The sequence below is a fragment of the Streptomyces sp. NPDC048442 genome (assembly GCF_040651475.1).
GTDB lineage: Bacteria > Actinomycetota > Actinomycetes > Streptomycetales > Streptomycetaceae > Streptomyces.
In genome coordinates this window covers 152,772-177,668 of the sequence record NZ_JBEZKB010000021.1, presented here as the reverse complement: position 1 = coordinate 177,668, position 24,897 = coordinate 152,772, and the positions used below count along the sequence as shown (strand labels likewise).

Here is a 24,897-nt window from a genome sequence, read left to right as displayed (position 1 = left end):
CACGACGCGCCGCCGCTACGCGGCGGAAGACGCACCGCGCTCCGCGCGGTGATCCGGCGGCTTCGCCGCACGAATCCGGGCCACTCCGTGGCCCTGGCCGTCGACTTCGTCGGCGGCGGGCTCGGATCGCTCCGCGATCCGGCCAACGGCCCCTGCTCCGCAGTGGCCTTGAGCTGGATACGGGGCCGGGTTTGTTCGGTGTGCCGGCTGACGGTAAGTCAGGGGTTGGGTTCTGCAGAGTGTCCGGCCTGTGCGTGCCTGGGAGTGGGGAGTTGGGGTGGGCTGTCACCTTGCTGCGGGGGTTTTGAAGTCTCGCCGTAGTAAGGGCGGGCCCCCTCGTGACGGCTTCTTCCACGTATGTGCGTCAATTTTCTAAGGCGGGTAGGCTCTGGGATAAGTAGCCATCTCCGGGGTGAGGGTCTGCGGATACAATCCGGTTAGCAGCTTGTACAGTATCCAGATAAAGCAACCCTTGATATCCGGGGCACCGCCATAACCAAATTGCGCGCAGCCGGAACAGCATCTGGTAATTCCGTTGGATGCAGATTTTGAGAGAAGCTGGTCGTGTCGGGGGCATCGCTGTTCCTGCATCAGAAGGAGGCGGGGGCGCCGTGTTGTGGGTGCCCCAGGTACCTGCCGGCGGGTCGCTGCCGCCGGAGGGGCTACGGACGCAGGTGAGCGCGGCCACCCCGACCGGCAAGACCCCTATCGCCACCGTCATCGCCCAACAGTTGTGCACACGCAGGGAGTTGGTGCTGGCTCCCTCGCTTGACCTGCTGATTCAGACAGGAACGGCATGAAACCGTGGGCTGCCATATACAACCACGGCACATGCCAGCCGTGCGCCGGCCGTACACAACCGCACCACCCCGGGCGAGGGAAACCACCTTGAATACACAGCGGGCGGAAAGAACAACTGGACGGCTATGCACCCACACCTCCCGCCACCTACAACCACCGTCAGGAAAGGACAGAAACTCACGAGGACGGATGGGTGGATGGGGGCTGGGGGTTGGGCGAAGAACACGCAGAAAACCCCGAAGGCCACAGACACGCATCACCAGCGCCGGACGGCCGGAGACACGGAACAGACAACGCGAAACCGACCTGCCCGTCATCTCCGAAACCAGAACCACAGGACCGGGGCCGGAGGAACTCACAGCCCAACACAAAAACCTCAGACAGTAGGCGGCGTGCCACCACCAGTAGGACCACCTGGCATCCCCGCACCAACGGTTGCTGGAACACCCGCGAAAGACACCCGCAAGAACCCAGAAAACACGAAGAACAACTCGAGGAGGACAAGTGCACGCATAACCCGGGGGGCAGCCCCGCGAAACACAGAACAGCTCTCGGCCGGCACGCGACAGAACGCCCACGAACCCGCCACAGGACGGTGGGCACAGCTCGACAGGCTAGGAATGCGATGGGCAGCAGCAAGGGAGCGGCGGGCGTAGTGGGCGGGTTGCAGGAGGCGTTGGCGGAGGCGTCGTCGTCTTTGTGGTCGCGGCGTGCGCGGGGCGGGAGGGCGCTTGCTTCCTTCGCCGAGGTCCCTGAGGCCGCGGAGGCGTTGGTGGGCCTGCTCCTGGACGTGGAGGACACGGCGGTGGCGCGGCAGACGGCAGAGGCTTTGGCGCGGGCGGGAACGGCGGTGGCGGTAGGGGTCCTTGCGCGGGCGGTGGCGGGGGCTGACGGCAGTCATGCCGATTGGGTGCAGACCGGCGTGCACGACGCGCTGGTGACGGCGGGCAGAGTGGCGGGTCTTGCAGTCGTGTGCGAGCAGCTCGTCCGAGGCCCGGAACCGGTCGTTCGTCGGGGCGCCGCGGAAATCCTGGAGTGGGTACAGAACAGGGGAGGTTGAGACGGGTCTCTGGTGTGGTTCCTCGTGTGCCTCTCCTGGCCGGGGAGACGTTCCTTTCTTCCCTGTGCCGGGTTGCCGCCCCCTTCGAACTGGGGGAAGGGGGCCGGGGACCGGCCTGGGCATGGGCGGTGAGGTGTGGTGTTCGGGTGCGGAGGTGCTGCCGGTGTGGGGCGGTGGCCGGGCGCTGTGGTGAGCGGGGTCCGGGGCCGGTCTGTCGCCGAGGTGTGGGGGTGGTGGCTGGGCTTGCTCCTGCCTTGGCCGGTCCCCGGACCCGGCGGTCGGGCAGGTCATGGTGCGGGGCCGGGGCCAGGGCCGGGGGCCGGGGGCCGGGGGTTTCTCGCCTCGGGTTGAAGCTCTGACGCCGGGTTCGGCGCCTTTCGTGGAGACCTCGGAGTCCGGTACCGGTAGGTGGTTGGGTCGGCTGTGGTCTTTCAGCAGGCCCGGACGGAGGAGACCCTGTCCCCGAGTCCCGGGAACGGCCTGCACACCGGCACACCGCACGGCCAGATCACCACCGGCCAGGGGACAGTACGGAAAATCCCGCGCCCCGACGAAGCCGAACAGGAGCTGTCACCGCCGCCGGACTCGTGGACGGGGCCCCCTACCGGCGCACCGTCTGCCGGGACTCCCCCGACAGCACCCGATCCGCCCGGCTCACGGACAACGACCAGGACCACACCGTCACCATGGCGGCCGGCCAGGAGTGCTTCATCGACTCCGCGCCGACCCTCAACACCCCACCCGCGCCCACGACTGGACCGGGAAGACACCCGCCGACCTCGAACACACCGACATCAACACACTCACCCCCCACCGGCTGAACACCACCGGAACAGTCCCGCGCCAACGCCCCCGACGGGAAGACAAACACCCACCGCATACCCCACCGACCACATAGGTTCGACCCCGCCCGGCACCACCCCGTGGCCGACAACCCCCACCCCGGCCCGCAGACCAACCGGGTCGCCCCATGCTCCGACCCCGGCACAACCAGCCCCGACGCGCAACCCCTCACCCACCCGGCCTCGCCGCCATCACACCGAACAGGCAAAGCACCCCAGGACGGAACAAGCCCCTCCGCAACGCCACCCGGACCCACCCCACCCACGCCGACGACCCGCCCGACCACATCGCCGCACCGGGACAACCCACCCCGACCCGCCCATAGCCGCCGAACACACACTGATCGACAGCCTGGCCTACACCCGTACACGCAGCTGGGACTTCCTCGTACGCGAACTGATGGGCACGCAGCCGCCCGCCTACCACCCCGCGCTCATCGCCATCGGACCGGAGATGCTCGGCGAGATGTTCGCCTGAACACCCCACGCGTGAAGGCGGCACGGCGTACGCAGATCAGCCCAGCAGGTCGGCGACCGGAACGCCGATGGGGCCTCCGCCTGCGGCGAGCCCGCCGAGCAGGGCGCCGGGGGCAGGCACGGCCCCGGGGCCGGCCGGGTGCACCCGGCCGGCCGCAGCTTCTTCCCTGAGCTGCATGCCGTCCACCTGGGACTTGACGTCGCCCACGAACTTCTGGGGGGTGAGGACGTCCGTCAGCCGCTTCACCTGCTGGGCGTTGACCTCGTCGGCCTGCGACTGCTCCCCTGCGACCTGCGCGGATCCCGGCATGGCGTGGTCACCGGCGTGGTGGGCGAACGCCGGGGTGGCCGAGCCCAGGGCAACGAACGTTCCTGCGAGAGCGGCGGTGGCCTGCATGTACTTCACGAGGGATCCTGTCTGTCGGGCGGTGACGGGACGACACGCCGCCGAAATGGCCGCTGTCGTTTCACCTCTGGAGAACGCGTGCCCTCACCAATGGAGACGTGACCGGAGCGCAGATCACCCTATTGACGCACTCCGCCCTCCGGTGGGGCCCGGCGGTCGAACACCCTTCCGGGGCGGGCAGGTGACTCCCGGACGGGGCGGGCGCGTGACTTCAGCGCGGTGCGGCTCGTTGCGCCTGCGTCCAGCCGAACCGCACTCAGCAGGAGAATCATGCGCCACCACAAGACCACCGCCGCCGCCCTCGCCGTTCTCGCCTCGGGTGCGGCGCTCGCCGCTGCGGGGACTGCTCAGGCTGCTGCCCCCGAGGCCGCCCCGGCACCGGGCCCGGCCGCCGCGGCTCCGGCCGGCGACCTTCTGGGCGGGCTCCCCCTGGTCGGGGACCTGGCCAAGGGAGCCTCACCCGCGTCCGCCGTCCCCGGCGGCCTGCCCGGTGGCGACCTGCTCGGCGGGCTCCCCCTCAGTGGTCTCCCCCTCGGCGGCTGACCGCGGCCCGGTGGTGGGCGTGACCCTACGGTGCGCCCGCCGTTGACAGCTCATGAAGAAGTACCCGCTGATCCTCGCCGTCGCCGCGTCCGCCGCACTCGCAGCCCCGGCCGGTGCCGCTGCGGCGGACGAACTGCCGCTCGCACTTCCCCTGACGGCACCTCAGGTCTCAAAGGGGAGCTTTCAGGGCGCCGACCGCATCCTGGAGCCCGCACCCCCGGCTTCCCGATAAGCACCGTGGATCACTTCTCACAGCTTCTCCCTATAGGCCTTTCGAGTGACAGAAAAAACTCACGGAATAAAATGAGTTTCCTCAATGACGCCACATCGTTACCGATAGGGAAAGCGGCGCTACGGGAATGCCAATTGAACCCGTGCAGCACGAAATACGTGACTGTTCAGGGTGCCGCCGAATGAAAGGTCACAAAATGAAGTACACGAAGATCGCCGCAGTTGTCGCCGGATCGCTCATGACCCTCGGTGCGGCCGCCCCCGCCATGGCGGACGCCGGCGCCGACGCCGTCGTCAAGAACTCTCCCGGCGTGCTCTCGGGCAACAACGTCCAGGTTCCGGTCCACGTGCCCGTGAACCTCTGCGGTAACACCGTCAACGTGATCGCGCTGCTGAACCCGGCGTTCGGCAACACCTGCGTCAACAAGTAGTTCTGAAACCCGAACCTTCGTGTGTTCGGACCCGGCCAGTCCCTGAATTCATGTATTGCATTCAGGGGTTGGCCGTTCAACGCCTCCTCGCGTGTGGGCGAGCAATCGGCTCGCCCCGCAATCATGAAAGACAGGGAACGGCGAAGTGCGACAGGTATTGCGTAAGAGTCTGCTGGTAACAGCAGCAGTCTCGGGTGTGCTCTCCATGACCGCGGGCTCCGCCTTTGCGGACGCTGCAGCGGACGGGGCGGTCTCGAACTCGCCGGGCGTCGGATCCGGCAACAGCGCGCAGGTTCCGGTGCACGTACCGGTGAACGTCTGCGGCAACACGGTCAATGTGATCGGTCTGCTGAACCCGGCGTTCGGCAACAAGTGCGCCAACATCTCCGGGCACAAGCACGGAGGCCACGGCGGCCACGGAGCCATGGGCGGCGGTGCTTCGGCCGACTCCGAGGTGACCCACTCCCCCGGCGTCGTCTCCGGCAACAACGCCCAGGTCCCGGTGCACGTACCGGTCAACCTCTGCGGCAACACCGCCAACCTGATCGGCGCCCTGAACCCGGCGTTCGGCAACAAGTGCGCCAACATCTCCGGGCACAAGCACGGAGGCCACGGCGGCCACGGGACCACGGACAACGGCGCCTCGGCCGACTCCGAGGTGACCCACTCCCCCGGCGTCGTCTCCGGCAACAACGCCCAGGTCCCGGTGCACGTACCGGTCAACGCCTGTGGCAACACGGCCAACGGGATCGCCGGCCTGAACCCGGCGTTCGGCAACGAATGCGCCAACGGCCCGGCCATGCAGACCCCGCCGTCGCACGAGCCGCCCGCGGACGAGCCCCCGGCCGACGAGCCCCCGGCCGATGAGCCGCCGGCCGACGAGCCCCCGGCCGACGAGCCGCCCGCGGACGAGCCCCCGGCCGACGAGCCCCCGGCCGATGAGCCTCCGGCGGACGAGCCCCCGGCGGACGAGCCCCCGGTCGTCAAGCCCCCGGTTGTCAAGCCGCCGGTCGTCAAGCCCCCCGGCAAGCCCACCGTCCCGGGCAAGCCGACTGCTCCGTCCAAGCCCTCTGCCCCGGGCAAGCCCCACGGCAAGCCGCGCATGGCGTCCACCGGTGTCGGTGAGACTGGAAACGCTGCCGCGCTGGGCGCCGCGCTGATCCCCGCCGGTGCGTTCCTGGCCCGTCGCGGCCGCGCCGCACAGCGCTGATCCCAGAGCGCAGGGCGGCCGTCGTCGCCCCAGCGGGGCAGGCACTTGAGGACTCTGTTGCCAAGAGAGTCGGCCCCGCTTCCCGTCCCGCTGCCGTCAGGCGGCGGGACGGCTTCGTTTCCCGCTCTTCTTTGCGTGCCGCTTATTTGCGTACGCTTATTTTCGGCATGCGGGTGAAATGCGGGAATCTGTGCATGGATTCAGTTTCTCCGCGGCGGACAGGCCGTTAGTCATGGCGTGGGCGTTGCGAGAGGACGTACTCACGGCGCCGAATTCGTCACACTGAGAAGCTCACCGCAGAAAATGAGGGAACTTAGATGAAGTACACGAAGGCTGCTTCGGTCCTGGCCGTGTCCATGGTCGCGGTGGGCTCGGCCGCCTCGGTTGCTGCCGCACAGAGTGGGGCCGGCGTGCCGACCAGCCCCTCGATGAGCCTCAACTCCGGTGTGCAGCAGCTGGTGGACGCGTACAACACGCACACGAAGCCGCTCGACGGGCCGGTACCGCTGGTGAACTCCGCGAAGGATGTCGCGAAGAAGCTGAACGACACGAGGAACGCGGAGCCGATGAAGCTGGTCGAAGGCGCGGTCAGGCCCGCTGCCGGTTCGATGCTCGGCGGTCTCCCGGTCGGCCGTTAGGGGCTGCCGGGCGGGGCGGACGGCCCAATAGGGGTCCCGTACGGGTGACGCGTGTGTGTCGTGGTGACGACTTCAAGAGGCGGCGGTATGCCTCTTTTTGTCATATTCCCCGTTCATGGGAGCACCACATGCGCAAGATCGTCGGACGAGCTGCGGCCACCGCTGTCCTCACGGCAGTCGCTCTTCTTCCGCTGGCAGGGGCGGCCTCTGCGGCACCGGCTCAGCCGTCGGCACAACCGTCGGCCGCCGACCGCTGCTGGGTGCATCACGGGCACATGTTCTGCACCGACGGACCCCGGTGGCACCCGCACCACGGCCTTCTCGACCTGGACGTCGATCTGGATCTGCTCTGACCCGGACACGCACATGAGTGGGGCCCCACAGTTCGTCTGTGGGGCCCCACTCGCGTGGGCGACAGCCGGAATCAGCTGTTGACGGCGGTGTTGCCGAACGCCGGGTTCAGCGCGCCGATCAGGTTGGCGGTGTTGCCGGACACGTTCACCGGAACGTGCACGGGGACCTGGGCCTGGTTGCCCGAGATGACGCCCGGAGAGTGGGCCGCGACGCCCTCCGCCTCACTGTCGGCCGCGGCGGTACCGGCGGCGGCGCCGGCCGCGAGACCCGCAGTGGCGAGGACGAAGGCAGCCTTCTTAGCAGCGTTCATAATGGTGCGTCTCCTGGAGAGCTGGGGTATTTCGACGATCTTTGCACATTTCAGAGAAAGCCCTGGGCACAGGAAGCACCGGAGCAGCTGAAATACCGCAGATGGCGCACTCGGATTCATTTATTCATATATTTTTATTTCTTCACACGGGGAAAAGCGGTGGCCGGCCCCGGACGGGGCCGGCCACATCATGGGGTGTGACGACCAGTCACTTCACCTGTGCGAAGAGCGCGGTGAGGGTGTGGCTCTTGTCGTCGCTGAAGGAGAGGGCGGTCTCGCCGGTGGACCTGTCGATGTCGCCGCCGTACTCCTGACCGTCCAGGAGCCAGCCGGTGAAGACGAAGCCGCGCTCGGGGGCGGCCGTGGCGGTCACGGTGTCCCCTTCCGCGTACGGACCCTGCTCGGACAGGGTGACCTTTCCTCGGCCGCCGCGTACGTCCGTACGGAGGGTGTACTGGTTGCGGTCGAACTCCGCGCGCAGGGCGAGGTTCTCGTCGTCCAGTTCGAGTTCGACCGTGTCGTCGTCGCCGGCGTTCGAGCCGTTGAGGGTCCAGCCGGTGAAGCTCCAGCCGGGCGCGGGGACCGCGTCGTACAGCTCGGTGCCGGTGGAGGGGGCACCGCGCTTGGCGGGCACCTTCTTCACGGTGCCGCCCTGGGTGGCGGAGGTGGTCACCTTCGGCTGCGGGGTCTGGCCCTTGCGGAAGGCGGCGGTCAGCGTCTGGTCCGCGGTGACGGCGACGTTGAGGGTGTTGTCGGCGGTGCCGGCCTTCTTCCCGTTCAGGGTCCAGCCGGCGAAGACGTAGCCCGCGCTGGGCTTCGCGGTGAACCGGGCGGTGCTGCCCTTGGGGTAGGGGCCGGTCTGGGCGGGGGTCACGGTGCCGGCGCCGCCGGGGGAAACCGCGGTGGTCACCGCGCACAGGGTGTCGCTGGACGTGGTGTTGCGGTACGAGGCGATGGCCTTGGCCGTGGTGTTGAAGATCTGTGCGGTGGCGGCCTCGTCGGGCCGGCCGAGCGGGATGCCGAAGGGCTGGCCGCGGTAGGTCAGATCGGGGTTGGAGAACTGGTTGACGCGTCCGCACCGGCCACGGGTGGACTTGCGGCAGCTGGACTCGTAGGCCATCAGCGAGGCGAAGTCGCCGTTGCGGGGGAAGTAGCCGTTGGCGCCGTAGGGCGGCGGCTGGTTCGGTTCGGTGGTGCGGTCGTGCGCGGAGCCGAGGTTGTGGCCGATCTCGTGGCCGAGGGAGAAGTTCTTCAGCGCGGCGTGCGCCACGACGTTGTAGCCGTAGTTGGCGGTCTTGGTGGAGGGAGCCTTGGGCGAGTAGCCGAGGCCGCCTGCGGCCCGGCCGCCGGCGATCACCGAGACCAGGTCGGCGCCGTGGCGGTCGCGGAGGGTCTGCATCTCGTCGAGCAGCCCGTCACGGGGGGTGGCCAGCGCCTTGATGAGGTCCTGGGTGACGCCGTCGCGTGCCGCGGGGACCTGGGAGACGGGGGGGATGGTCAGCAGGCGGACGCGGGCGTTGACCTTGCTGTCGGCCAGGGCGTCGTTGGTGAGCGCCACGGCCCGGGTGATGTCGGCGCGCATCTGGGTGACGCCGCCCGACTCGGCGAGCGCCTTGGGCGTGTAGCCGACGACGAGGTCGATGAGCGTGGTGCTGCCGCCCTTCCGGCAGGCCTTGTCCGGGGTCACCGGGGCGGACCGCAGTACGGGGATCGATGCCGGGGCCGGCGGCATCTTCATGGACTGCCCTTCGTCCTCGTCGCCCAGCGGGGTCACCTGGGTGATGGACACCCGGTCGGGGCCGCTGGACTCGATGGCGTACGAGTCCCCGCCCAGCATGAACTGGGCCGTCAGGTGCTCGTTGCCCGGTACACCGTCGCAGGCGTTCTGGGCCGTGGCCACGACCTGCTCGCCGACCGCGCCCTGCACCGCCGCCGAGAGCACCACCACGTTCCCCACCACGCTGCGGGACTGCTCCACCACCTCGACGGTCACGTCGTCGAAGAGGGGAAAGCTGTACTCACGGTCGGAGGGGCCCGCGCACAGGGCCTGCAGCGCCACGGGGTTGAGCTCGGCCTCGCGCTGGCGCACCGCCTCGGAGCCGCCGCCGTCCCCGGGGGTGGTGTCCTCCTTCGCGGGCGCGGCCGACAGCACGGCCCCCGGCCCTGCGAAGGACGCGGCAGCCGCGGGGGCGGGCCGGGGCGGGGCGGCGAACCCGGAACTGCCGAGGACCATCGCGCCGAGCACGAGCCCCCCGGCCCACTGGTTTCTGCGCTTCACGTGTCAACTTCTTCCTGCCGAAAGGGGCGAGAGGGAACGGCGACAGGCTTTCCCTCGGGCGGCAGGTGCCGCACCGGGAAATCCCCGGTGTCACCCGTATACCTCGCACACGCGCACCGTTTTGCCCGAACACTTCACCCGCTCACACGACACGAAAGGCATTCGGGTGACACCCGGCCGGATTTCTGGTTCGGTGCGGTAATCTCGCACTTGCACCTGTTCGGGCGCGATTCTCCCAGCCGTCGGCGCACACGTCGTTGATGACCGCCAATTCACGCAGGCGTGCACGTCCTCCTGTATTGCACATCAGTTGAGCCCCCCAGCAGATCTGCTGGGGGGCTCAACTGATGTGCGCGTAAATGCATCCGCGGCGTGGCCCCGCCGGGCCGCGCCGCGGAACGGCGTCAGTGGTTGTTCACACCGTTGCCCGACAGGACCGGGATGTCATCGATGATGTGCGAGAGCGGCTCGTCACCCTTGGCCTGGGTGGAGTTCTCGGCGCACTGCTGGTTCTGCGGGGCGGACAGGACCGGGATGTCCTGGACACCGATCGGCACAACGCCCACGAGGGACTGGACGTTGGCCTTGGCCGGCAGGCCGATGCAGGGCTTGTTGAGCGTGCCCTGCACGACGGACATCTGCGGGCTCATGTCGCCGGCGGTCTCCGCGTTGCCGTAGTGCTGCTCCGCCTTGTTTCCGCTCAGCGACGTCGTGCCACCGTCGTCCGTGATCGCCATGGCCTGCGGAGCGCCGATGACGGTGAAGCCCACCGCGGACGCTGCGAACACGGCGGTTGCCATGACCTTCTTCATCTCTGAATTCCTTCTTTCCCACTGGAGTACCCCGAGCTGAGGCTCCCTGGAAAACTCTTCGGAGGTCCTTTGGTTATCACCATTCACTCGTACGGCTCTTCCGTGAATTAAATGACAAACAGACTGGATGGAAATATCGGCGGAGAGTGCCCGGTGGGACGTTTTTATTCCATTCGGGTGAACGGAAGGAACCAAACGCGAGGTGCCGTGGTTGGGCAGGACGCAAGACCGTCTGTCCGAAACGAAGAGGGAAATGTAGATGCTGAAGAAGATGATGGTCACGGCCGCAGTCGCAGCGTCCGCGGTGGGCTTCGCCGCACCGCAGGCCATGGCGATCGCGGACGACGGTGGTACGACGTCGCTGAGCGGTAACGGTGCCGAGCAGCACTACGGCAACTCGGAGACCCGTGGCGACATGAGCCCGCAGATGTCCCTGGTTCAGGGCTCGCTCAACAAGCCCTGTGTCGGCCTGCCGGCCAAGGCCAACGTCCAGTCCCTCGTGGGTCTCGTGCCGATCGGCGTCCAGGACATCCCGATCCTGTCCGCCCCGCAGAACCAGCAGTGTGTCGAGAACTCCACCCAGGCCAAGGGTGACGAGCCGCTCTCGCACATCCTCAACGACATTCCCGTCCTGACCGGCAACGGCGCCGGCAACCACTGATACCGGGGCCCCTTCTGCTGCGGAGGGGCCCGGTGGTGGGCCCGGAGTGCGTGACAGCCGCTCGCACACCGGGTTGAGGTGAACGGCGCATGGGCCCCGCGAAGGAATTCTTCGCGGGGCCCATGCACGTCTGCCACCGGGTGCGTACGTCACCCGGGTACGTACGTCACCTGCGCAGGCGGGCCGCCGGGAGGCGGCAGTGGGCGGAGGAGCGGATCGTCTCCTCGTCGCCGACGAACGCCTGGAGGTTCTCCTCGGTGACGGGCTCGCCCGGCTTGGCCTCCGGCCAGGTGCGGGTGGTGAACATCAGGTGCACCTGGCCGCGCTTCTCCGCGGCGGCCAACCATTCCGGCGGGGCGGTGCAGGTGGCGTTGAGCTGGGGCAGGGTCAGGACCGCGCTGCTGCCCTCGACCAGCAGGGACAGCGGGACGCTGGAGAGCGCACCGTTGACGATGGCGCCGCCCACGGGGAGGCCGGCCTGGGTGAGCATGGCGCGGACCGCGAGCTCGCCCTCCTCCGTACTGCCCTCTCCGTCGCCGAGCGGGTAGGCGAGCAGGAAGGCCACGTCGCGGCCGTCGTCGGTGTGCGTGCCGGCCCAGGCGAGGACACCGATCGTGCCCAAGTGAGCCTTGTTGAGGACGATTTCGCTTGTTTCGGTGGAAGTCATGCGACAGGACAGTAATTGCCCTGCTTGGCCGTTCAGTGGTTCTTGTCACCCACTCGGGCTAAGGAATGCCGCCCGGTAGTCCGTACGGGTAAGCGCGCGGCAGTGCGGGCGGCCGTCTCGCGGAAGCCGGGGCCGGGGCCGGTGGGGTCCGGTTCCGGCTTCCGCTGGTTCGGCGGTCAGGAGACCGGGGTGGTGGTTTCCGCGAAGTTCTTGGCGAGTTTCAGGGTGGCGGTGCTGTTGCGGCCCAGGGCTTCGCGGACGTAGGCGCGGGCGCGGGGGATGTCGGCGCCCTCGCCGAGTACCTTCTGGATGGGCTCTTCGCGGAGCACCACGCTGTGCTGGGACGTCACGGTGACGCCGCCGTTCTCGGCGGGTGTGAGGGTCCAGCAGCCGGTGTGGGCGGCCATCAGTGCGGGGGTGGCGGTCTGCTTGTAGACGATGCGCAGCTCGTCGGGGAAGCACACGCGTACCGATTCGGTGGTGTGCACCGAGCCGTCGGCGGTGCGGGTGTCCATGGCCATGACCTGGACGCCGGGCTCGTCCTCGGTGAGGTCGAGGCGGTCCACGTGGGGGACGCGCTCGGGCCAGTCCTGGGCCCGGTAGAGGAAGTCGTAGACGAGGTCGGCCGGCCCGTCGACGTGGACGGAGTCCTCGAAGGACAGGGTGAGTTCGTCGAGCTGCTGCCAGCCCTGGACGAGCCCGGCGAGGTTCGCCAGTTCGGCGCGGCTGTTGGTGTCGACGGCACGCTCGACCCATGCGACGTTCTCGGCGTACTCGGCGCCGGTGCCCAGGACGGTGAAGTCGTGCAGCAGGGTGACCTTCGCGCGCGCGTCGCCGAGGGCCTCGACGATCCAGGTGCCGCCCATGGACGCGACGGGGGCCGCGGAGACCTCCTGGCGGAATTCGATGCGCCGCCGGGCCGGGTCCAGGGTGCGGCGTGAGGTCCAGGACTTGACCTGTCCGTTGGCCGTGGCCCACATCCGCAGCCGTTCCGTGTCGCCGGTGCTCTCCAGCTGCCGCACATGGACGTTCGGCGGGAAGTACAGCGGCCACCGGACCGCGTCGGCGAGAAGTGCGTAGACCGTGTCCGCGGGGGCGTCGGTCTCGTGCTCGTGCACCGTGCGGTGCACCTGCTCGTTCACCATCGGAGTTCTCTCTTCCCGATCAGAAGTTGCCGAGTCCGCCGCAGACGTTGATCGCCTGGGAGGTGATGGAGGCTGCCAGGTCCGTGGTCAGGTAGCCGACGAGACCGGCGACCTCCTCGGGGGTGCTGTAGCGGCCGAGGGGGATCTTCGCCGTGAACTTCTCCATGATGGCGTCCTCGGTCGTGTCGAACGCCGCCGCGTATCCGGACCTGACGCGCTGGGCCATCGGGGTCTCGACGTATCCCGGGCAGACCGCGTTGACGGTGATGCCGGTGGGCGCCAGCTCGTTGCCGAGGGCCTTGGTGAAGCCGACGACGCCGTGCTTGGAGGCCGAGTACGGGGCGCCCAGGACGACACCCTGCTTGCCGGCGGTCGAGGCGATGTTGACGATGCGGCCGTACGCGGCGCCTTCCATGCCGCCCTTCTTGAGCACCTCGCGGGTCAGCAGGAAGACACTGGTGAGGTTGGTGGCGATCACGTCGTGCCAGAGCTCGTCCTGGATGTCGGCGGTGACTCCGCCGCCGCTGCGGCCCGCGTTGTTGACCAGGACGCTGATGGGGCCGAACGCGGCGACCGCGGCGGCGACCAGGGCGGTGATGGACTCGCCGTCGCGGACGTCGGCCGCGGCGCCGTCGGCTTCGATGCCTTCGCCGCGAAGGAGGTCCACGGTCTCCCGGACGGTGGACTCGGTGCGGGCGCACAGGAACACGCGGTGCCCGCGGCGGCCGAGGTCGCGTGCGACCGCGAGGCCGATACCACTGGTGGCACCGGTGACCAGCGCCACCGGCTTCGTCGGTGCGGTCATGTGTCTTCCTCCGGGGTGAACGAGTGCGGCGGGTGGGTGGGTTGGGCTGGTGTCACGACTGTGTGCCGCGCTGGTGGAGAGGCGGCGGAAGGGGGGTGGAGGGGGCGGCTTTGCGGGGAGCCGCTCTCTGCCGGTTCAGAGGCCGAGCAGGGAGGCGACGCGGTTGCGCTGGGTTTCGGAGGTTCCCGAATAGATCGTTCCGGCGACCGAGTTGCGGAGCTCCTTCTCGATTCCGTACTCGGACATGTAGCCGTTCGCTCCGAAGATCTGCACCGCGGACAGGGCGGAGGCGACGTTGGCCTCGCTGGTGACCAGCTTGGCGAGGGCGATGTCCTCGGTGACGTTCTCGCCGTCGGCCATCTTCTGGGCGGTGAGGTAGAGCCACTGGCGGGCGCTTTCGACGCCGATCCTCATGTCGACGAGCTTGTGCGAGATCGCCTGGTTGGAGCCGATCGGCCGGCCGAACTGGGTGCGTTCCTTGGCGTACTGCACGCAGCGGTTCAGGCGGTCGGTCATCTCTCCGGCGTTGACGACGAAGGAGAGCAGGATCTCCCAGCGCATCACGTATTCCATGACCAGGTATCCGCCGCCGACACGGCCAAGGACGCGGTCGGCGGGGATCCGGCAGTCGTCGAGGAACAGTTCGCACAGGGGGGCGGTGCGCAGGCCCATCTTCGGCACCGGGGCGCCCACGACGAGGCCGGGGGTGTCGCGTTCGACGAGGAAGGCGGTGTGGCTCAGTGGGCTGGAGCGGTCGGCGGTACGGGCGTACACGACGATCAATCCGGCCACGGGGCCGTTGCTGACGAACGACTTGCTGCCGTTCAGCACCCAGTGGTCGCCGTCGCGCCGGGCCCTGGTGCGCATGGCCAGCGCGTCGGAGCCGCTGCCGGGCTCGCTGATGGCATGGGCGGCGATCGTCTCGCCGCGGCAGAGGCCGGGCAGGTACCGCTCCTTGAGCGCGGTGGAGCCGAAGCGCTGGAGCGGTACGCCGGTGCTGGCGAGATGGGTGCAGACCGAGAAGTTCAGTCCGGCGTCCCGGCAGCCCTCGCCGAGGCCTTCGAGCACGTACATGGTGGTGAGGAGGTCCTGGCCCAGGCCCCCGTACTGCTCGTCGAAGGGCAGGCCCAGGATTCCGGTGTCGGCCAGGAGCTTCCATCCGTCGTGCGGGAAGAGAGCCTGCGCGTCGCGTTCGACGTGCCCGGCGTTGAGGTCTTCCAGGTAGGGGCCGAGGCCGTCGCGCAGGGCCCGCTGATCACCGTTCCACTTGATCATCTACGTGCTCCGTACGTTCTAGTACTGGATGTTCTAGGGCCGGACAGGCCTTAGTACTGGGAGAAGTCGGGCTGGGCGAGGTTGTGCTTCTCGTCGCCGCGCAGGGCGGGGGTGAACACGCAGACCAGGCGGAGGTCCTCGTGCGGGGCGGCGATCAGCCAGTGGGCGTCGTGCTTGTCGAGCGTGTAGAGGGTGCCGGGGGTGATCGCGTGGGAGTTGCCCGCGGTGTCGACGACCTCGCCGCTGCCCTCGATGCAGTAGCAGGTTTCGAGGTGGTTGCGGTACTCCAGGCGGGACTTGGTGCCGGCCCGTACGACGGTGTCGGTGACCGAGTAGCCGACTCCGTCGGACTCGGTCAGGAAGCGGCGGCTGAGGCCGTTGCCCCACTCGACGCCGGCGACATCCTCAAGGGTACGAACGATCATGGTGACTTCCTTTCCGGGGCTTGGTGAGGCGGGGGCGGGACGGTCCCGCACCTGGGCGGTGGCAAGCGGTCAGGCCACTTCGGCGTGCCGGGCCGGGGAGCTTTCGATGAACGCGGCGATGGCTGCGGCCGAGCGGAAGGATTCCGGGTCGAGGTCGACCTCGTCGGTGTCGATCTCGTAGACGGATTCGATCCACGCGATGACCTTCAGCAGGCCGAGGCTGTCGATGACTCCCTCGTCGAGGAGGTCCAGGGAGGCGTCGAGGTCCTGCGGTGCCACGTCGGGCAGGAACTCCTCGACGACGAATCGCTTGACGGCCGTGACGGTGTCTGACATGTCGGGTCTCCTTGCGGGTGGTGGCATGGCGGAGGCAGGGCGGGCGGTGCGCGGCCGGCCTCGCCGGTGGGGCCCGCGACAGCTGCTCGCCGGTGGCGGTGGGGGGTGCTGCGCGCGACGTCGTCGGGGTGGCGGGCCGGGTGGCCGGAGGTGGGCGGCGGCGCGCCGCCGGGTGCTCCTCGTGGGGGAGGCCGCGGGCGGCGGGCAGCATCCTGCCTCTACTTTTTTCTTCTTCCAGCCGTTCGTGCTGCGGCCGATCCTGGCTTTCGTACCTGGAGAACTGTTAGAGCGCAGCTGTACGGATGTACGAGGGCGAGGGGCCGGGCAAAGGGTTTCGGGGGCCGGGCTCCAGGAGCGGAATCAAGCCGTTCTCCAGGCTCGTCGGCAACTCTCGGCTGACCACATGCGGTAGCCGGGCCGCACGCCGAGCGACGGCCCGCGGTCTGCCGTGACCCCTGGAGGACAACTGTGAAGGACAGCCGATGAGAAGGGTCGTGATCACCGGAATCGGAGTGGTCGCCCCGGGCGGTGTGGGCACCAAGGAGTTCTGGTCGCTGCTCACCGCCGGACGCTCCGCCACCCGCGGCATCACCCTGTTCGACCCGGCGCAGTTCCGTTCGCGTATCGCTGCGGAAGCGGACTTCGCCCCCCTTGAGCAGGGATTCACCGCTTCGGAGGCCGAACGGCTCGACCGGGCGACCCAGTTCGCGCTGGTCAGTACCCGTGAGGCAGTGGAGGACAGCGGGCTGAGCGGGGAACTGGATCCGCTGCGCACCGGTGTGAGCCTCGGCAGCGCCGTGGGCGCGACCACGGGTCTCGACCGGGAGTACGCGGCCGTCAGCGAGCACGGCGCGCACTGGCTCGTCGATCACGAGCGGGCCGTGTCCCACCTGTTCGACTACTTCGTGCCCAGCTCGATGGCGGCCGAGGTCGCGCACGCGGTGGGCGCCCAGGGGCCCGTCGCGCTCATCTCCACCGGGTGCACCTCGGGGCTCGACTCCATCGGACATGCGGTGGAGCTGATCCGTGAGGGCGGCGCCGACGTCATGATCACCGGTGCCACCGAGGCCCCGATCTCGCCGATCACCGTCGCCTGCTTCGACGCCATCAAGGCCACGAGCCCCCGCAACGACGATCCCGGGACCGCTTCGCGGCCCTTCGACCGCACCCGTAACGGCTTTGTGCTCGGGGAGGGTTCGGCCGTCCTCGTCGTCGAGGAGTTCGAGCACGCCCGGCGGCGCGGCGCCCATGTGTACGCGGAGATCTCCGGCTTCGCCAGCCGCAGCAACGCGTACCACATGACGGGGCTGCGTACGGACGGGGCGGAGATGGCGGAGGCCATCACCTCGGCCCTGGACGAATCCCGGCTCGATCCCGACGCCGTCGACTACATCAACGCCCACGGTTCGGGGACCAAGCAGAACGACCGGCACGAGACCGCCGCGTTCAAGCGCAGTCTGGGCCAACACGCCTATGCGGTGCCCGTGAGCTCCATCAAGTCGATGATCGGGCACTCCCTCGGTGCGATCGGTTCCCTCGAAGTGGCCGCCAGCGCCCTGGCCATCGAGCACAACACGGTGCCGCCCACGGCGAACCTGCACGAGCCGGACCCGGAGTGCGACCTCGACTACACCCCGCTGGTGGCGCGCGAGCAGCGGACCGACACCGTTCTCACCGTGGGCAGCGGTTTCGGCGGCTTCCAGAGCGCCATGGTCCTGACCCGTCCGTCCCTGGGAGCGTCCGTATGAGCGACACCTCCGTCCTTGTCCGCGGCGCTACGGACACCTCCGGCGCGCCGGCCCGCTCGCGGGCCGTGGTCACCGGGATCGGTGTCGCCGCCCCCAACGGCCTCGGCGCCGGTGCGTGGTGGGCCGCGGTGCTGCGGGGCGAGAGCGGGATCCGCCCGCTGACCCGCTTCGACGCCTCCGGATATCCGGCCCGTCTGGCGGGCGAGGTGCCCGGTTTCGTCGCCGAGGACCATGTCCCGAGCCGGCTGATGGCGCAGACCGACCAGGTGACCCGGCTGTCGCTGGCCGCCGCGCGCGAGGCCCTCGACGACGCCGGGGTCGACCCGGCGGAGCTGCCGCCGGGGGCGGGCGGTGTGGTCACCGCCAGTTCCGCCGGGGGCTTCGAGTTCGGGCAGCGCGAGTTGCAGGCCCTGTGGAGCAAGGGCGGCCAGTACGTCAGCGCGTACCAGTCCTTCGCGTGGTTCTACGCGGTCAACACCGGCCAGATCTCCATCCGGCACGGGCTGCGCGGCGCCAGCGGGGTGGTGGTGAGCGAGCAGGCCGGCGGTCTCGACGCCGTGGCCGCCGCCCGCCGCCAGCTGCGCAAGGGCGCGTCCCTCGTCGTCACCGGCGGCATCGACTCGTCGCTGTGCCCGTGGGGCTGGGTCGCTCATCTCGCGGAGGGTCGCATCAGTCTCAGCGACGACCCCGAGCAGGCCTTCCTGCCCTTCTCGGACGACGCCTGCGGGTATGTGCCCGGAGAGGGCGGCGCCCTGCTGGTTCTGGAGGACGAGGAGTCGGCGCGGGCGCGCGGTGCGCGGGTGTACGGCTCCGTGGCCGGTTACGCGGCCACCTTCGACCCGGCGCCGGCCGCGGGCGGCGGCAGCCGGCTGGGCGCGGCGGCCGAACTCGCCCTGGCGGACGCCGGGTTGAGGCCCGACGAGGTCGACGTGGTCTTCGCGGACGCGGCCGGCGAGCGGGAGGCGGACCGTGCGGAGGCACGGGCGATCGTCGACCTGTTCGGCCCGCAGGGCGTGCCGGTGACCGCGCCGAAGAGCATGACGGGCAGGCTCGCCGCGGGTGGCGCTTCGCTCGATGTGGCGGCGGCCCTGTTCGCCCTGCGCGACCAGGTGATCCCGCCCACGACGGGCACCGTGCGTCCGGCGCGGGACTGCCCGTTGGACCTGGTGACCGGGGCGCCGCGCAGAGGTGTTCCGCTGCGTACCGCACTGGTACTGGCACGGGGGCGGGGCGGTTTCAACGCCGCCGTCGTGGTCCGCGCCTGATCCCGGCCGGCCGTGGTCCGTGCCCGTGCCGGCGCAATCCATCACTGACGCACGAGCGTCCGTACGAGGAAGATCGAGGTATGCCGTGACCCGGTTCGAACTGACAGATCTGACCACTTTGCTGCGCGAGTGCGCCGGCGAGTCCGAGGGGGTCGACCTGGGCGGTGACGTCCTGGACGTCGCCTTCGTCGACCTCGGCTACGACTCGCTGGCCATGCTCCAGACGACGGGGCACATCGAGCGGGAGTGGAAGGTGCTCCTGGACGAGGACGCCATCGAGGAGGCGGTGACCCCGCGTCAGTACCTGGCGCTGGTCAACGAGACGCTGGCCCAGCGGGCCGCGGCCTGACGGGCGCTGCGGCGGGCGGGCGGCCCCGGGGCGGGGACCGCCCGCTCGCCCGCTCGCCCGCTCGTGCCCGCTTCCGGAAGGGCCTGCGGGTGCCGTTACGGGGTGCAGCGGGGCTCGATCCGTGTTCAAGACCGTGCCACAACCATCGAATCCGACGACACACAAGTGGTGAGCAGGGGGGAGGGATTGTGGGTGCCAGCACCGTCACACTGCCCGACGTCGTGGGGGTGCCCCCGGCACTCCGGCACGTCCTGACCGACGGTTTCCTCGCGCACGCGCGACGGCGGCCCTGGGCGACTGCCCTGGTCCACAAGGATTCTGAGATCACCTACGGCGCGCTGCTGCACCTCGTCACGCGGCAGCGGGCCCGCGTCGCCCGGCTGCCGGGCGGGGAACCGGTCGGCGTACCGGCCGTGAAGCGGCCGGAGACGATCGCGCTGGTGCTGGCCTGTCTGCTGGAGCGGCGGCCGGTCCTGCTCCCGTCGGCCACGCTGGGGCAGACCGCTCTGGAGCGGCTGTACGCGCAGGCGGGGGTACGGCACGTACTGGACCCGGACGGCGGGTCCGCGGGCACCGACCTGTCTGCCGACCGCCCGGGCGACCGGGCTGCCGACCGGCTTGGCGACCAAACCGCCGACCGGCCCGGCGACCGTCCGGCCGGGCCTGACGACGGCGACCGGCCCGCCCTGTTGCTGACGACGTCCGGGTCCACCGGACTGCCGAAGATCGTTCCGCTGGGCGCCGAGGCCGTCGGTTCCTTCGTGCGCTGGGCGGCCAAAACGTTCGCCATGGACGCCGGCACCCGCGTCCTCAACTACGCGCCTCTCAACTTCGACCTCTGCCTGCTCGACGTGTGGGCCACTCTCGCGAGCGGCGGCCAGGTCGTCCTCGTCGATCCCGACCACGCGCTGAACGGCCCCCGGCTGCTGGACCTGATCGACCGGCACCGGGTGCAGATCGTCCAGGGCGTGCCCATGCTCTTCCAGCTGCTCGCCGACGCGGCCCGGGAGACCGGTGCGGCCCGGGAGACCGGTGCGGTCCTGCCCCGGGTGCGGGACGCCCTCTTCACCGGGGACGTCATGCCGGGACCGCTGCTCGCCCGGCTGCCCGAACTGCTGCCCGGGGCACGGCTGCACCACGTCTACGGGTGCACCGAGACCAACGACAGCTTCGTACACACGGTGGCCGACGCGCGGGCCGCGGCCGGTGGCCCGCTGCCGCTCGGCCGGCCCCTGCCCGGGGTGTCCGCGCTCCTCGTCACCGCCGACGGGGCCGTGCTGGAGGGCCCCGGAAGCGGGGAACTGCTCGTCTCCACACCGTTCCAGACGCGGGGTTACCTCGGGGCCGGGGCGGGCGCGTCCGTCTTCGTACCGCATCCGGCGGGAGACGACAGCCGGCGCTACTTCCGCAGCGGCGATCTGGTGCGCCGCCGCCCCGACGGTTCGCTGGTCCTGGAGGGCCGCTCGGACCACCAGGTCAAGGTGCGCGGGGTGCGGGTCAACACCCAGGAGGTGGAGCACGTGCTGCTCGACCACGACGAGGTGGCGGAGGCGGCGGTGCTGCCGGTGCCGGACCCGCTCGTCGGGCGGCTGCTGCACGCGGTCGTACGGCGGAGCCCGGGTTCCGCGCTGAACAGCCTGCGGTTGCGCGGTCATCTCGCCCGGCGGCTGCCCCGGGCCGCGATCCCGTCCGGGCTGCGGATCGTCGACGACCCGCTGCCCCGGACCCCGACGGGGAAAATCGACCGGCAGCACCTCCTGTCGGCCCACTTCAGCGAGGAGAGCTGACATGCACGACGCCGTCGTCCTGCTCATGGGCCGCGACCGCCCGGTGGAACTGCCCGTGTGGCGGTCGTTCTGGGACCGGCTGCACGCCGGGAAGCTCCAGCGGGGGGAGGGCGCCGCCCTGCTGGCCTCGCTGGCCACCCGGATGCCGGACCGCACCACGGTGCGCGCCCTGCTGGCCTCGCTGGCCGAACGGCGTCCGGAGCTGCCCGCGCACTCCTTCGCCGGGGCCGTCAACGTCGTGGGTACGGGCGGGGGGCCGCCCACGTTCAACATCTCCACCGCCGCCGCGTTCACGGCGGCGGCGATGGGGGTCCCCGTCGTCAAGACCGGCTCCCGGGCGTACACCGGCACCTGCGGCTCCCTCGACCTGCTCGAACAGCTCGGCATCGCCCCGACGACGTCGTACGCGCACACCGAGGACATGCTGGGGCGGCACAACATCGCCTTCACCGGGTACTTCGTGTACCCCCGCGAGATCGCGCGGCTGGCGCGGGCGGTCGCGCCGCTGGACATGCGGCGGCTGGGCTCCTTCATCAACGCCCTCGGCCCGTTCCTCGCCGGTGTGCCGGTGGGCGCGCAGGTGACCGGGGTGTCACGGGCGCGGAACCTGGAGGCGCTGGGGCACGCCGCCGCACACGTCTCCCGGGAGGCGGGGCGGTCCGTGTGGCTGGTCGACAACGACGCGGGCGCCGACGAGTTGCTCTCGTTCGCGGCCAACCGGGTGCGGGCCTTCGAGGACGGGTCCGACAGTACGTTCACCCTCTCGCCGGGCGCGCTGGGGCTCGGCCCCGGCACTCTCGCGGGGCTGAGCCGGCCCGAGGGCGGTGCGCGGGAGGCCGCGGAGCTCTTCCTGGAGGTGCTGGCCGGCCGCTGCGCCCCGGTGGTCCGCGAGACCGTCTGTCTCAACGCGGCGGCGCTCGCGGTGGCCGGCCGGGTGACCGGCGACTGGCACCGGGCGCTGCGGTCCGCCGAGGCGGCGCTGCGCGACGGGGCGGCACTGGAGCTGGTGGAGCGGCTGCGCGCGCGGGAGGTCCAGAATGTCTGACCAGTGCGGCTTCTTCGCGCAACGGCGGCCGGGCAGGCCCGGTCTTGCCGTGTTCGTCAATGCGGGCGATCCGCCGCTGGACGCACTGGGCGAGCTGGTGGCGATGCTCGACGAGAGCGACGTGGACTGTCTGGAGCTGGCCGTTCCGTTCCCCGGCTCCGTCACCGACGGACCGGTGATCCGCCGGTCCGCCGACCGTGCGCTGGCCGGCGGCGTCACGCTGGACGCCGTCCTCGACGCTGTGGCGGCCGTACGGCCGGGGCTGCGGCGGCTGCGGATCGCCCTCCTCGCGGACTGGAGCCACACCGTCAAGGGCATGGCCCTGGGCGACTTCACCCGTGCGGTGGCCGACGCCGGCTGCGACGGACTGCTGCTGCACGGCCTGCCGCCCCGGCTGCGCGCCGCCCAGTACGAGGCCGCAGCCCTCGCCGAACTGCCCCTGGTCTCCACCTGTTACGCCGTTTCCGACGCGGCCACGGTCGCCGAGGCGGCCCGGGTGGCTTCCGCGTACGTCTATCTGGTGGCCCACTACGGGCGCAGCGGCACCTCCGCCGCCCCCGACGGGGCCCTGGTCGGTGCGGCGCTCGCTGCGCTGCGTGCCACGGCCCGGGTCCCGGTGGCCGTCGGTTTCGGCGTCCGCTCCCGCGGCGACATCGACGCCCTGGAGGAGCTCGGCGCGGACGCGGCGGTCGTGGGGAGCGCCGGTGTGGCGCGGATCGAGCGGGCGCTGGCCGAAGGGCGCGATCCCGTCTCGGAGTTCGCGGCGTTCGTCGGTGAGCTCCGCCGGCCCGTCTTGGCGCTCCGGGCCGGCCCGGGGCTCGACGCCCTCCGTTCCCGACGAAAGCAGACCACGTCATCATGACCGCCCCACTGGCCCCCGTACCCGGCACTGCCGGCGGCCCCTCGTCGCGTCCCGGCCCCTCCCCCGCCCCCGTCTCCGGTCCCGCAGGTTCTGGGGACCTGGCGGCCACCTGGTTCCTGGACCACGACAGCGCCGAGGTGCACGCGTTCGTGCGCGACGCGGTGCCCTCCGGTGCCCTCTCCCCCACCGAGCGGGCGGTGGCCCTCTACCGCGCCGTGCGCGACGGCATCCGCTACGAGGTGTACGACGCGGACCTGTCCCGCGAGGGGATGCGCGCCAGCCAGGTGGTGCGTACCGGCTCCGGCATGTGCCTGCACAAGTCGGTGCTGTACGCGGCCGGTCTGCGCTCGCTCGGCATCCCGGCCCGGCTGGTCCTGACCGACGTGCGCAACCATCTGGCCTCCGGGCGGCTCACCCGGCTGCTGGGCGGCGACGTGTTCCGCCAGCACGGGCTCACCTCGGTGCTGCTGGAGGGCCGTTGGGTGCGGGCCACCCCGGTCTTCAACAAGACCCTGTGCCGGCTCTACCGGATGGCGCCGCTGGAGTTCGACGGCACCGCCGACAGCCTGCACCACCCCTTCGACCTGCAGGGGCGGCGCAGCATGGAATTCCTGCGCTTCCACGGGGAGTTCGACGATCTGCCGCACACGTGGGTGCTGGGGGAGCTGCGCGCGGGGCACCCGGGTCTGTTCGAGGAGGGCCGGTCACGCTTCGCGTCCGGTTCCCTCGTGCGGGAGGCGCGGGACACGGTGGGGTCCTAGTGCTGGTCAAGATCTGCGGCGCGGGCAGTGTGCGGGAGGTGCGCGACGTCGCCGCCGCCGGGGCCGGTCTGGTCGGGCTGTGGCACGGGGTGCCCGGCGGCCGCGCCGACCTGCCGGCCGGGCGGCTGACGGAGCTGGCGGCGGCGGCCCGCGAGACGGGCCGGCTGGAGTCGGTGCTGGTCACCTTCGCCTCCGACGCCGCCGTCCTGGCGGATGTCGCCGCGCGCGCCGCGGTCGACTGGGTCCAGCTGCACGGCTATCAACCGCCCGCCACCGTACGGGCGTTGCGCAGGCTGCTGCCCAAGGGGGCGCGCGTGGTGAAGGTGCTGCACGTCCGGGACGGCTCCTGTGTGGAGGCGCCGCTGATCGGTGCGTACGAGCGGGCGGGCACCGATGCGTTCCTGCTGGACGCCGTCGCCGCCGACGGGCGGGTGGGCAGTACCGCGCAGAGCCTGGACGACGCGGTGGTGACCGGCCTGGCCGACCGGATGCAACGCCCGTTCCTGCTGGCGGGCGGCCTGGACGCGGACAACAGGGGCCGCTTCGGCGCGGCCGTCGCCCACCCCCGATTCCTCGGTATCGACGTGGACTCCGCGGCCCGCGACGGAGACGGCCTGCTCGCTGCCGCGCGGGCCGCCGCCGTCGTGCACGCCTGGAGGGACGCGTGAGCTTCACCGCGGCGCTCGCCGCCGCCGGCCGTCCGGTCGTGATGGAGATCAAGCGGCAGGACGCGGACGGCAGGGACCTGATGGGCGGCCGTACGGTCGCCGAGGTCGTCGCCGGGTACGAGGAGGCGGGCGCGCCCTGTCTGTCGGTGGTCACCGGGCGCTGGTTCGGCGGCACCGAGGACCTGCTGCGCGAGGTCGCCTCGCTGACGGATCTGCCGCTGCTGCGCAAGGACTTCGTCACCGGCCGCTCGCAGTTGGCGCGTACGCGTGAACTCGGCGCCGACGCCGTGCTGTTGACGGCGAAACTGCTGCCCTCGGGTGTCCTGGCGCGGTTGACGGAGCAGGCCCTTGAGCTCGGCCTGACCCCTTTCGTGGAGGTCGCCGACGAGGCGGAGGCCGGTGCGGTGGCGCACGGCTCCCGGTGCGTGGTGGCGGTCAACAACAAGGACATCGCGACGCGTGAGCGGCTTCCGGGCGATCCGGAGCGCAGTACGGACCTGCTGCCGGCCGTCCTGCGGACCGGAACCCGGTGCGCGGTGAGCGCCAGTGGGATCGCGGATCCCGGCCGGGCGGCCGCGCTGCTGGACGCGGGCTTCGACGGGCTGCTGATCGGGACGGGGCTGCTGCGCGCGCAGAGCCCGGCGCACTGGTGTGCGCGGCTGGACGCGGCGCGCTCCGGCGGAGGCTGAGCCGACCCCGTAGGAC

27 protein-coding genes are annotated in these 24,897 nt (G+C 70.5%); 17 read left to right on the top strand and 10 right to left on the bottom strand.

All coding sequences use genetic code 11. The annotated features are described in order from the left end of the window. Window positions 1–1,426: 1,426 nt before the first annotated feature. A complete protein-coding gene (locus AB0D18_RS28075; RefSeq protein WP_362424298.1) occupies window positions 1,427–1,861 on the top strand; it encodes a hypothetical protein in 435 nt (144 codons plus the stop codon). A gap of 1,356 nt (window positions 1,862–3,217) precedes the next feature. Here AB0D18_RS28075 and AB0D18_RS28070 read toward each other — a convergent pair. Beyond that, window positions 3,218–3,586 (bottom strand): hypothetical protein, encoded by a 369-nt coding sequence (locus AB0D18_RS28070; RefSeq protein WP_362424295.1) that lies wholly within the window; start codon window positions 3,584–3,586, stop codon window positions 3,218–3,220. Window positions 3,587–3,856: 270 nt separating this feature from the next. Between AB0D18_RS28070 and AB0D18_RS28065 the strand changes: the two genes are divergently transcribed. The 6 genes from AB0D18_RS28065 to AB0D18_RS28040 all read left to right on the top strand — a co-directional run bounded on the left by AB0D18_RS28065 (window position 3,857) and on the right by AB0D18_RS28040 (window position 6,992). After that, on the top strand, window positions 3,857–4,129 hold the full coding sequence (locus AB0D18_RS28065; RefSeq protein WP_362424293.1) for a hypothetical protein: 273 nt from the start codon (window positions 3,857–3,859) through the stop codon (window positions 4,127–4,129). A gap of 52 nt (window positions 4,130–4,181) precedes the next feature. Further along, window positions 4,182–4,361 carry a hypothetical protein gene (locus tag AB0D18_RS28060; protein WP_362424290.1) on the top strand — a complete coding sequence of 60 codons (180 nt, stop codon included), beginning with the start codon at window positions 4,182–4,184 and terminating at the stop codon, window positions 4,359–4,361. A 196-nt stretch (window positions 4,362–4,557) separates the two neighbouring features. Further along, window positions 4,558–4,791, top strand: coding sequence for a chaplin (locus tag AB0D18_RS28055; RefSeq protein WP_362424288.1), 234 nt, complete (start codon window positions 4,558–4,560; stop codon window positions 4,789–4,791). 205 nt (window positions 4,792–4,996) lie between these two features. After that, window positions 4,997–6,001 carry a chaplin family protein gene (locus AB0D18_RS28050; RefSeq protein ID WP_362424286.1) on the top strand — a complete coding sequence of 335 codons (1,005 nt, stop codon included), beginning with the start codon at window positions 4,997–4,999 and terminating at the stop codon, window positions 5,999–6,001. A gap of 317 nt (window positions 6,002–6,318) precedes the next feature. Then, the gene (locus AB0D18_RS28045) at window positions 6,319–6,639 is read left to right on the top strand and encodes a hypothetical protein (RefSeq protein ID WP_362424283.1); all 321 of its coding nucleotides are present in this window, start codon (window positions 6,319–6,321) and stop codon (window positions 6,637–6,639) included. Between the two features lie 128 nt (window positions 6,640–6,767). Further along, window positions 6,768–6,992 (top strand): hypothetical protein, encoded by a 225-nt coding sequence (locus AB0D18_RS28040; protein WP_362424280.1) that lies wholly within the window; start codon window positions 6,768–6,770, stop codon window positions 6,990–6,992. A 71-nt stretch (window positions 6,993–7,063) separates the two neighbouring features. Here the strand turns inward: AB0D18_RS28040 and AB0D18_RS28035 are convergent, their stop codons facing one another. The 3 genes from AB0D18_RS28035 to AB0D18_RS28025 all read right to left on the bottom strand — a co-directional run bounded on the left by AB0D18_RS28035 (window position 7,064) and on the right by AB0D18_RS28025 (window position 10,393). Further along, on the bottom strand, window positions 7,064–7,303 hold the full coding sequence (locus tag AB0D18_RS28035) for a chaplin (RefSeq protein WP_362424277.1): 240 nt from the start codon (window positions 7,301–7,303) through the stop codon (window positions 7,064–7,066). A gap of 208 nt (window positions 7,304–7,511) precedes the next feature. Then, the gene (locus tag AB0D18_RS28030; RefSeq protein ID WP_362424274.1) at window positions 7,512–9,581 is read right to left on the bottom strand and encodes a reprolysin-like metallopeptidase; all 2,070 of its coding nucleotides are present in this window, start codon (window positions 9,579–9,581) and stop codon (window positions 7,512–7,514) included. A gap of 404 nt (window positions 9,582–9,985) precedes the next feature. After that, entirely contained in the window at window positions 9,986–10,393 is a 408-nt protein-coding gene (locus AB0D18_RS28025) for a rodlin (protein ID WP_362424271.1), read from the bottom strand. A 259-nt stretch (window positions 10,394–10,652) separates the two neighbouring features. On the opposite strand from AB0D18_RS28025, the gene AB0D18_RS28020 reads away from it, so the two are divergent. Then, window positions 10,653–11,054 carry a rodlin gene (locus AB0D18_RS28020; protein WP_362424268.1) on the top strand — a complete coding sequence of 134 codons (402 nt, stop codon included), beginning with the start codon at window positions 10,653–10,655 and terminating at the stop codon, window positions 11,052–11,054. Window positions 11,055–11,220: 166 nt separating this feature from the next. Here the strand turns inward: AB0D18_RS28020 and AB0D18_RS28015 are convergent, their stop codons facing one another. The 6 genes from AB0D18_RS28015 to AB0D18_RS27990 form a co-directional block, all read right to left on the bottom strand. Then, window positions 11,221–11,721, bottom strand: a complete 501-nt coding sequence (locus AB0D18_RS28015; protein WP_362424265.1) for a DUF5949 family protein — start codon at window positions 11,719–11,721, stop codon at window positions 11,221–11,223. A 176-nt stretch (window positions 11,722–11,897) separates the two neighbouring features. Further along, window positions 11,898–12,866, bottom strand: coding sequence for an aromatase/cyclase (locus AB0D18_RS28010; protein ID WP_362424262.1), 969 nt, complete (start codon window positions 12,864–12,866; stop codon window positions 11,898–11,900). A 19-nt stretch (window positions 12,867–12,885) separates the two neighbouring features. Continuing rightward, window positions 12,886–13,671: an SDR family NAD(P)-dependent oxidoreductase gene (locus AB0D18_RS28005; RefSeq protein WP_362424259.1), complete on the bottom strand. Its 786-nt coding sequence runs from the start codon at window positions 13,669–13,671 to the stop codon at window positions 12,886–12,888. 135 nt (window positions 13,672–13,806) lie between these two features. After that, on the bottom strand, window positions 13,807–14,946 hold the full coding sequence (locus tag AB0D18_RS28000) for an acyl-CoA dehydrogenase family protein (protein ID WP_362424256.1): 1,140 nt from the start codon (window positions 14,944–14,946) through the stop codon (window positions 13,807–13,809). A gap of 50 nt (window positions 14,947–14,996) precedes the next feature. Then, entirely contained in the window at window positions 14,997–15,371 is a 375-nt protein-coding gene (locus AB0D18_RS27995) for an ectoine synthase (RefSeq protein ID WP_362424253.1), read from the bottom strand. Between the two features lie 69 nt (window positions 15,372–15,440). Then, window positions 15,441–15,707, bottom strand: coding sequence for a phosphopantetheine-binding protein (locus AB0D18_RS27990; protein ID WP_362424250.1), 267 nt, complete (start codon window positions 15,705–15,707; stop codon window positions 15,441–15,443). 482 nt (window positions 15,708–16,189) lie between these two features. Here AB0D18_RS27990 and AB0D18_RS27985 point away from each other — a divergent pair, with 482 nt between their 5' ends. The 9 genes from AB0D18_RS27985 to AB0D18_RS27945 all read left to right on the top strand — a co-directional run bounded on the left by AB0D18_RS27985 (window position 16,190) and on the right by AB0D18_RS27945 (window position 24,881). Next, on the top strand, window positions 16,190–17,455 hold the full coding sequence (locus AB0D18_RS27985; RefSeq protein WP_362424247.1) for a beta-ketoacyl-[acyl-carrier-protein] synthase family protein: 1,266 nt from the start codon (window positions 16,190–16,192) through the stop codon (window positions 17,453–17,455). Further along, on the top strand, window positions 17,452–18,720 hold the full coding sequence (locus tag AB0D18_RS27980) for a ketosynthase chain-length factor (protein ID WP_362424244.1): 1,269 nt from the start codon (window positions 17,452–17,454) through the stop codon (window positions 18,718–18,720). The genes AB0D18_RS27985 and AB0D18_RS27980 overlap by 4 nt, the downstream gene beginning before the upstream one ends. An 85-nt stretch (window positions 18,721–18,805) precedes the next feature. Next, window positions 18,806–19,069 carry an acyl carrier protein gene (locus AB0D18_RS27975; RefSeq protein ID WP_362424241.1) on the top strand — a complete coding sequence of 88 codons (264 nt, stop codon included), beginning with the start codon at window positions 18,806–18,808 and terminating at the stop codon, window positions 19,067–19,069. 188 nt (window positions 19,070–19,257) lie between these two features. Further along, entirely contained in the window at window positions 19,258–20,856 is a 1,599-nt protein-coding gene (locus AB0D18_RS27970) for an AMP-binding protein (RefSeq protein ID WP_362424238.1), read from the top strand. A gap of 1 nt (window position 20,857) precedes the next feature. Then, window positions 20,858–21,901, top strand: a complete 1,044-nt coding sequence (locus AB0D18_RS27965) for a hypothetical protein (RefSeq protein ID WP_362424235.1) — start codon at window positions 20,858–20,860, stop codon at window positions 21,899–21,901. Further along, window positions 21,894–22,763 (top strand): tryptophan synthase subunit alpha, encoded by an 870-nt coding sequence (gene trpA / locus AB0D18_RS27960; protein ID WP_362424232.1) that lies wholly within the window; start codon window positions 21,894–21,896, stop codon window positions 22,761–22,763. The genes AB0D18_RS27965 and trpA overlap by 8 nt, the downstream gene beginning before the upstream one ends. Further along, on the top strand, window positions 22,760–23,524 hold the full coding sequence (locus tag AB0D18_RS27955) for a transglutaminase-like domain-containing protein (RefSeq protein ID WP_362424229.1): 765 nt from the start codon (window positions 22,760–22,762) through the stop codon (window positions 23,522–23,524). The genes trpA and AB0D18_RS27955 overlap by 4 nt, the downstream gene beginning before the upstream one ends. Next, complete coding sequence (locus AB0D18_RS27950) at window positions 23,524–24,192, top strand: N-(5'-phosphoribosyl)anthranilate isomerase (RefSeq protein ID WP_362424226.1); 669 nt, start codon at window positions 23,524–23,526, stop codon at window positions 24,190–24,192. Before AB0D18_RS27955 ends, AB0D18_RS27950 begins: the two co-directional genes overlap by 1 nt. Next, entirely contained in the window at window positions 24,189–24,881 is a 693-nt protein-coding gene (locus tag AB0D18_RS27945; protein ID WP_362424223.1) for an indole-3-glycerol-phosphate synthase, read from the top strand. Before AB0D18_RS27950 ends, AB0D18_RS27945 begins: the two co-directional genes overlap by 4 nt. Window positions 24,882–24,897: the final 16 nt, after the last annotated feature.

Coding starts and splice junctions, on each gene's coding strand:
- trpA (WP_362424232.1), top strand. CDS start 21,894: ATGTCTGACCAGTGCGGCTTCTTCGCGCAACGGCGGCCGGGCAGGCCC.
- AB0D18_RS27990 (WP_362424250.1), bottom strand. CDS start 15,707: ATGTCAGACACCGTCACGGCCGTCAAGCGATTCGTCGTCGAGGAGTTC.
- AB0D18_RS28055 (WP_362424288.1), top strand. CDS start 4,558: ATGAAGTACACGAAGATCGCCGCAGTTGTCGCCGGATCGCTCATGACC.
- AB0D18_RS28005 (WP_362424259.1), bottom strand. CDS start 13,671: ATGACCGCACCGACGAAGCCGGTGGCGCTGGTCACCGGTGCCACCAGT.
- AB0D18_RS27965 (WP_362424235.1), top strand. CDS start 20,858: ATGCACGACGCCGTCGTCCTGCTCATGGGCCGCGACCGCCCGGTGGAA.
- AB0D18_RS28065 (WP_362424293.1), top strand. CDS start 3,857: ATGCGCCACCACAAGACCACCGCCGCCGCCCTCGCCGTTCTCGCCTCG.
- AB0D18_RS28010 (WP_362424262.1), bottom strand. CDS start 12,866: ATGGTGAACGAGCAGGTGCACCGCACGGTGCACGAGCACGAGACCGAC.
- AB0D18_RS28025 (WP_362424271.1), bottom strand. CDS start 10,393: ATGAAGAAGGTCATGGCAACCGCCGTGTTCGCAGCGTCCGCGGTGGGC.
- AB0D18_RS28060 (WP_362424290.1), top strand. CDS start 4,182: ATGAAGAAGTACCCGCTGATCCTCGCCGTCGCCGCGTCCGCCGCACTC.
- AB0D18_RS28020 (WP_362424268.1), top strand. CDS start 10,653: ATGCTGAAGAAGATGATGGTCACGGCCGCAGTCGCAGCGTCCGCGGTG.
- AB0D18_RS27980 (WP_362424244.1), top strand. CDS start 17,452: ATGAGCGACACCTCCGTCCTTGTCCGCGGCGCTACGGACACCTCCGGC.
- AB0D18_RS27995 (WP_362424253.1), bottom strand. CDS start 15,371: ATGATCGTTCGTACCCTTGAGGATGTCGCCGGCGTCGAGTGGGGCAAC.
- AB0D18_RS27985 (WP_362424247.1), top strand. CDS start 16,190: ATGAGAAGGGTCGTGATCACCGGAATCGGAGTGGTCGCCCCGGGCGGT.
- AB0D18_RS28045 (WP_362424283.1), top strand. CDS start 6,319: ATGAAGTACACGAAGGCTGCTTCGGTCCTGGCCGTGTCCATGGTCGCG.
- AB0D18_RS28000 (WP_362424256.1), bottom strand. CDS start 14,946: ATGATCAAGTGGAACGGTGATCAGCGGGCCCTGCGCGACGGCCTCGGC.
- AB0D18_RS27955 (WP_362424229.1), top strand. CDS start 22,760: ATGACCGCCCCACTGGCCCCCGTACCCGGCACTGCCGGCGGCCCCTCG.
- AB0D18_RS28015 (WP_362424265.1), bottom strand. CDS start 11,721: ATGACTTCCACCGAAACAAGCGAAATCGTCCTCAACAAGGCTCACTTG.
- AB0D18_RS28040 (WP_362424280.1), top strand. CDS start 6,768: ATGCGCAAGATCGTCGGACGAGCTGCGGCCACCGCTGTCCTCACGGCA.
- AB0D18_RS28075 (WP_362424298.1), top strand. CDS start 1,427: ATGGGCAGCAGCAAGGGAGCGGCGGGCGTAGTGGGCGGGTTGCAGGAG.
- AB0D18_RS28050 (WP_362424286.1), top strand. CDS start 4,997: ATGACCGCGGGCTCCGCCTTTGCGGACGCTGCAGCGGACGGGGCGGTC.
- AB0D18_RS28035 (WP_362424277.1), bottom strand. CDS start 7,303: ATGAACGCTGCTAAGAAGGCTGCCTTCGTCCTCGCCACTGCGGGTCTC.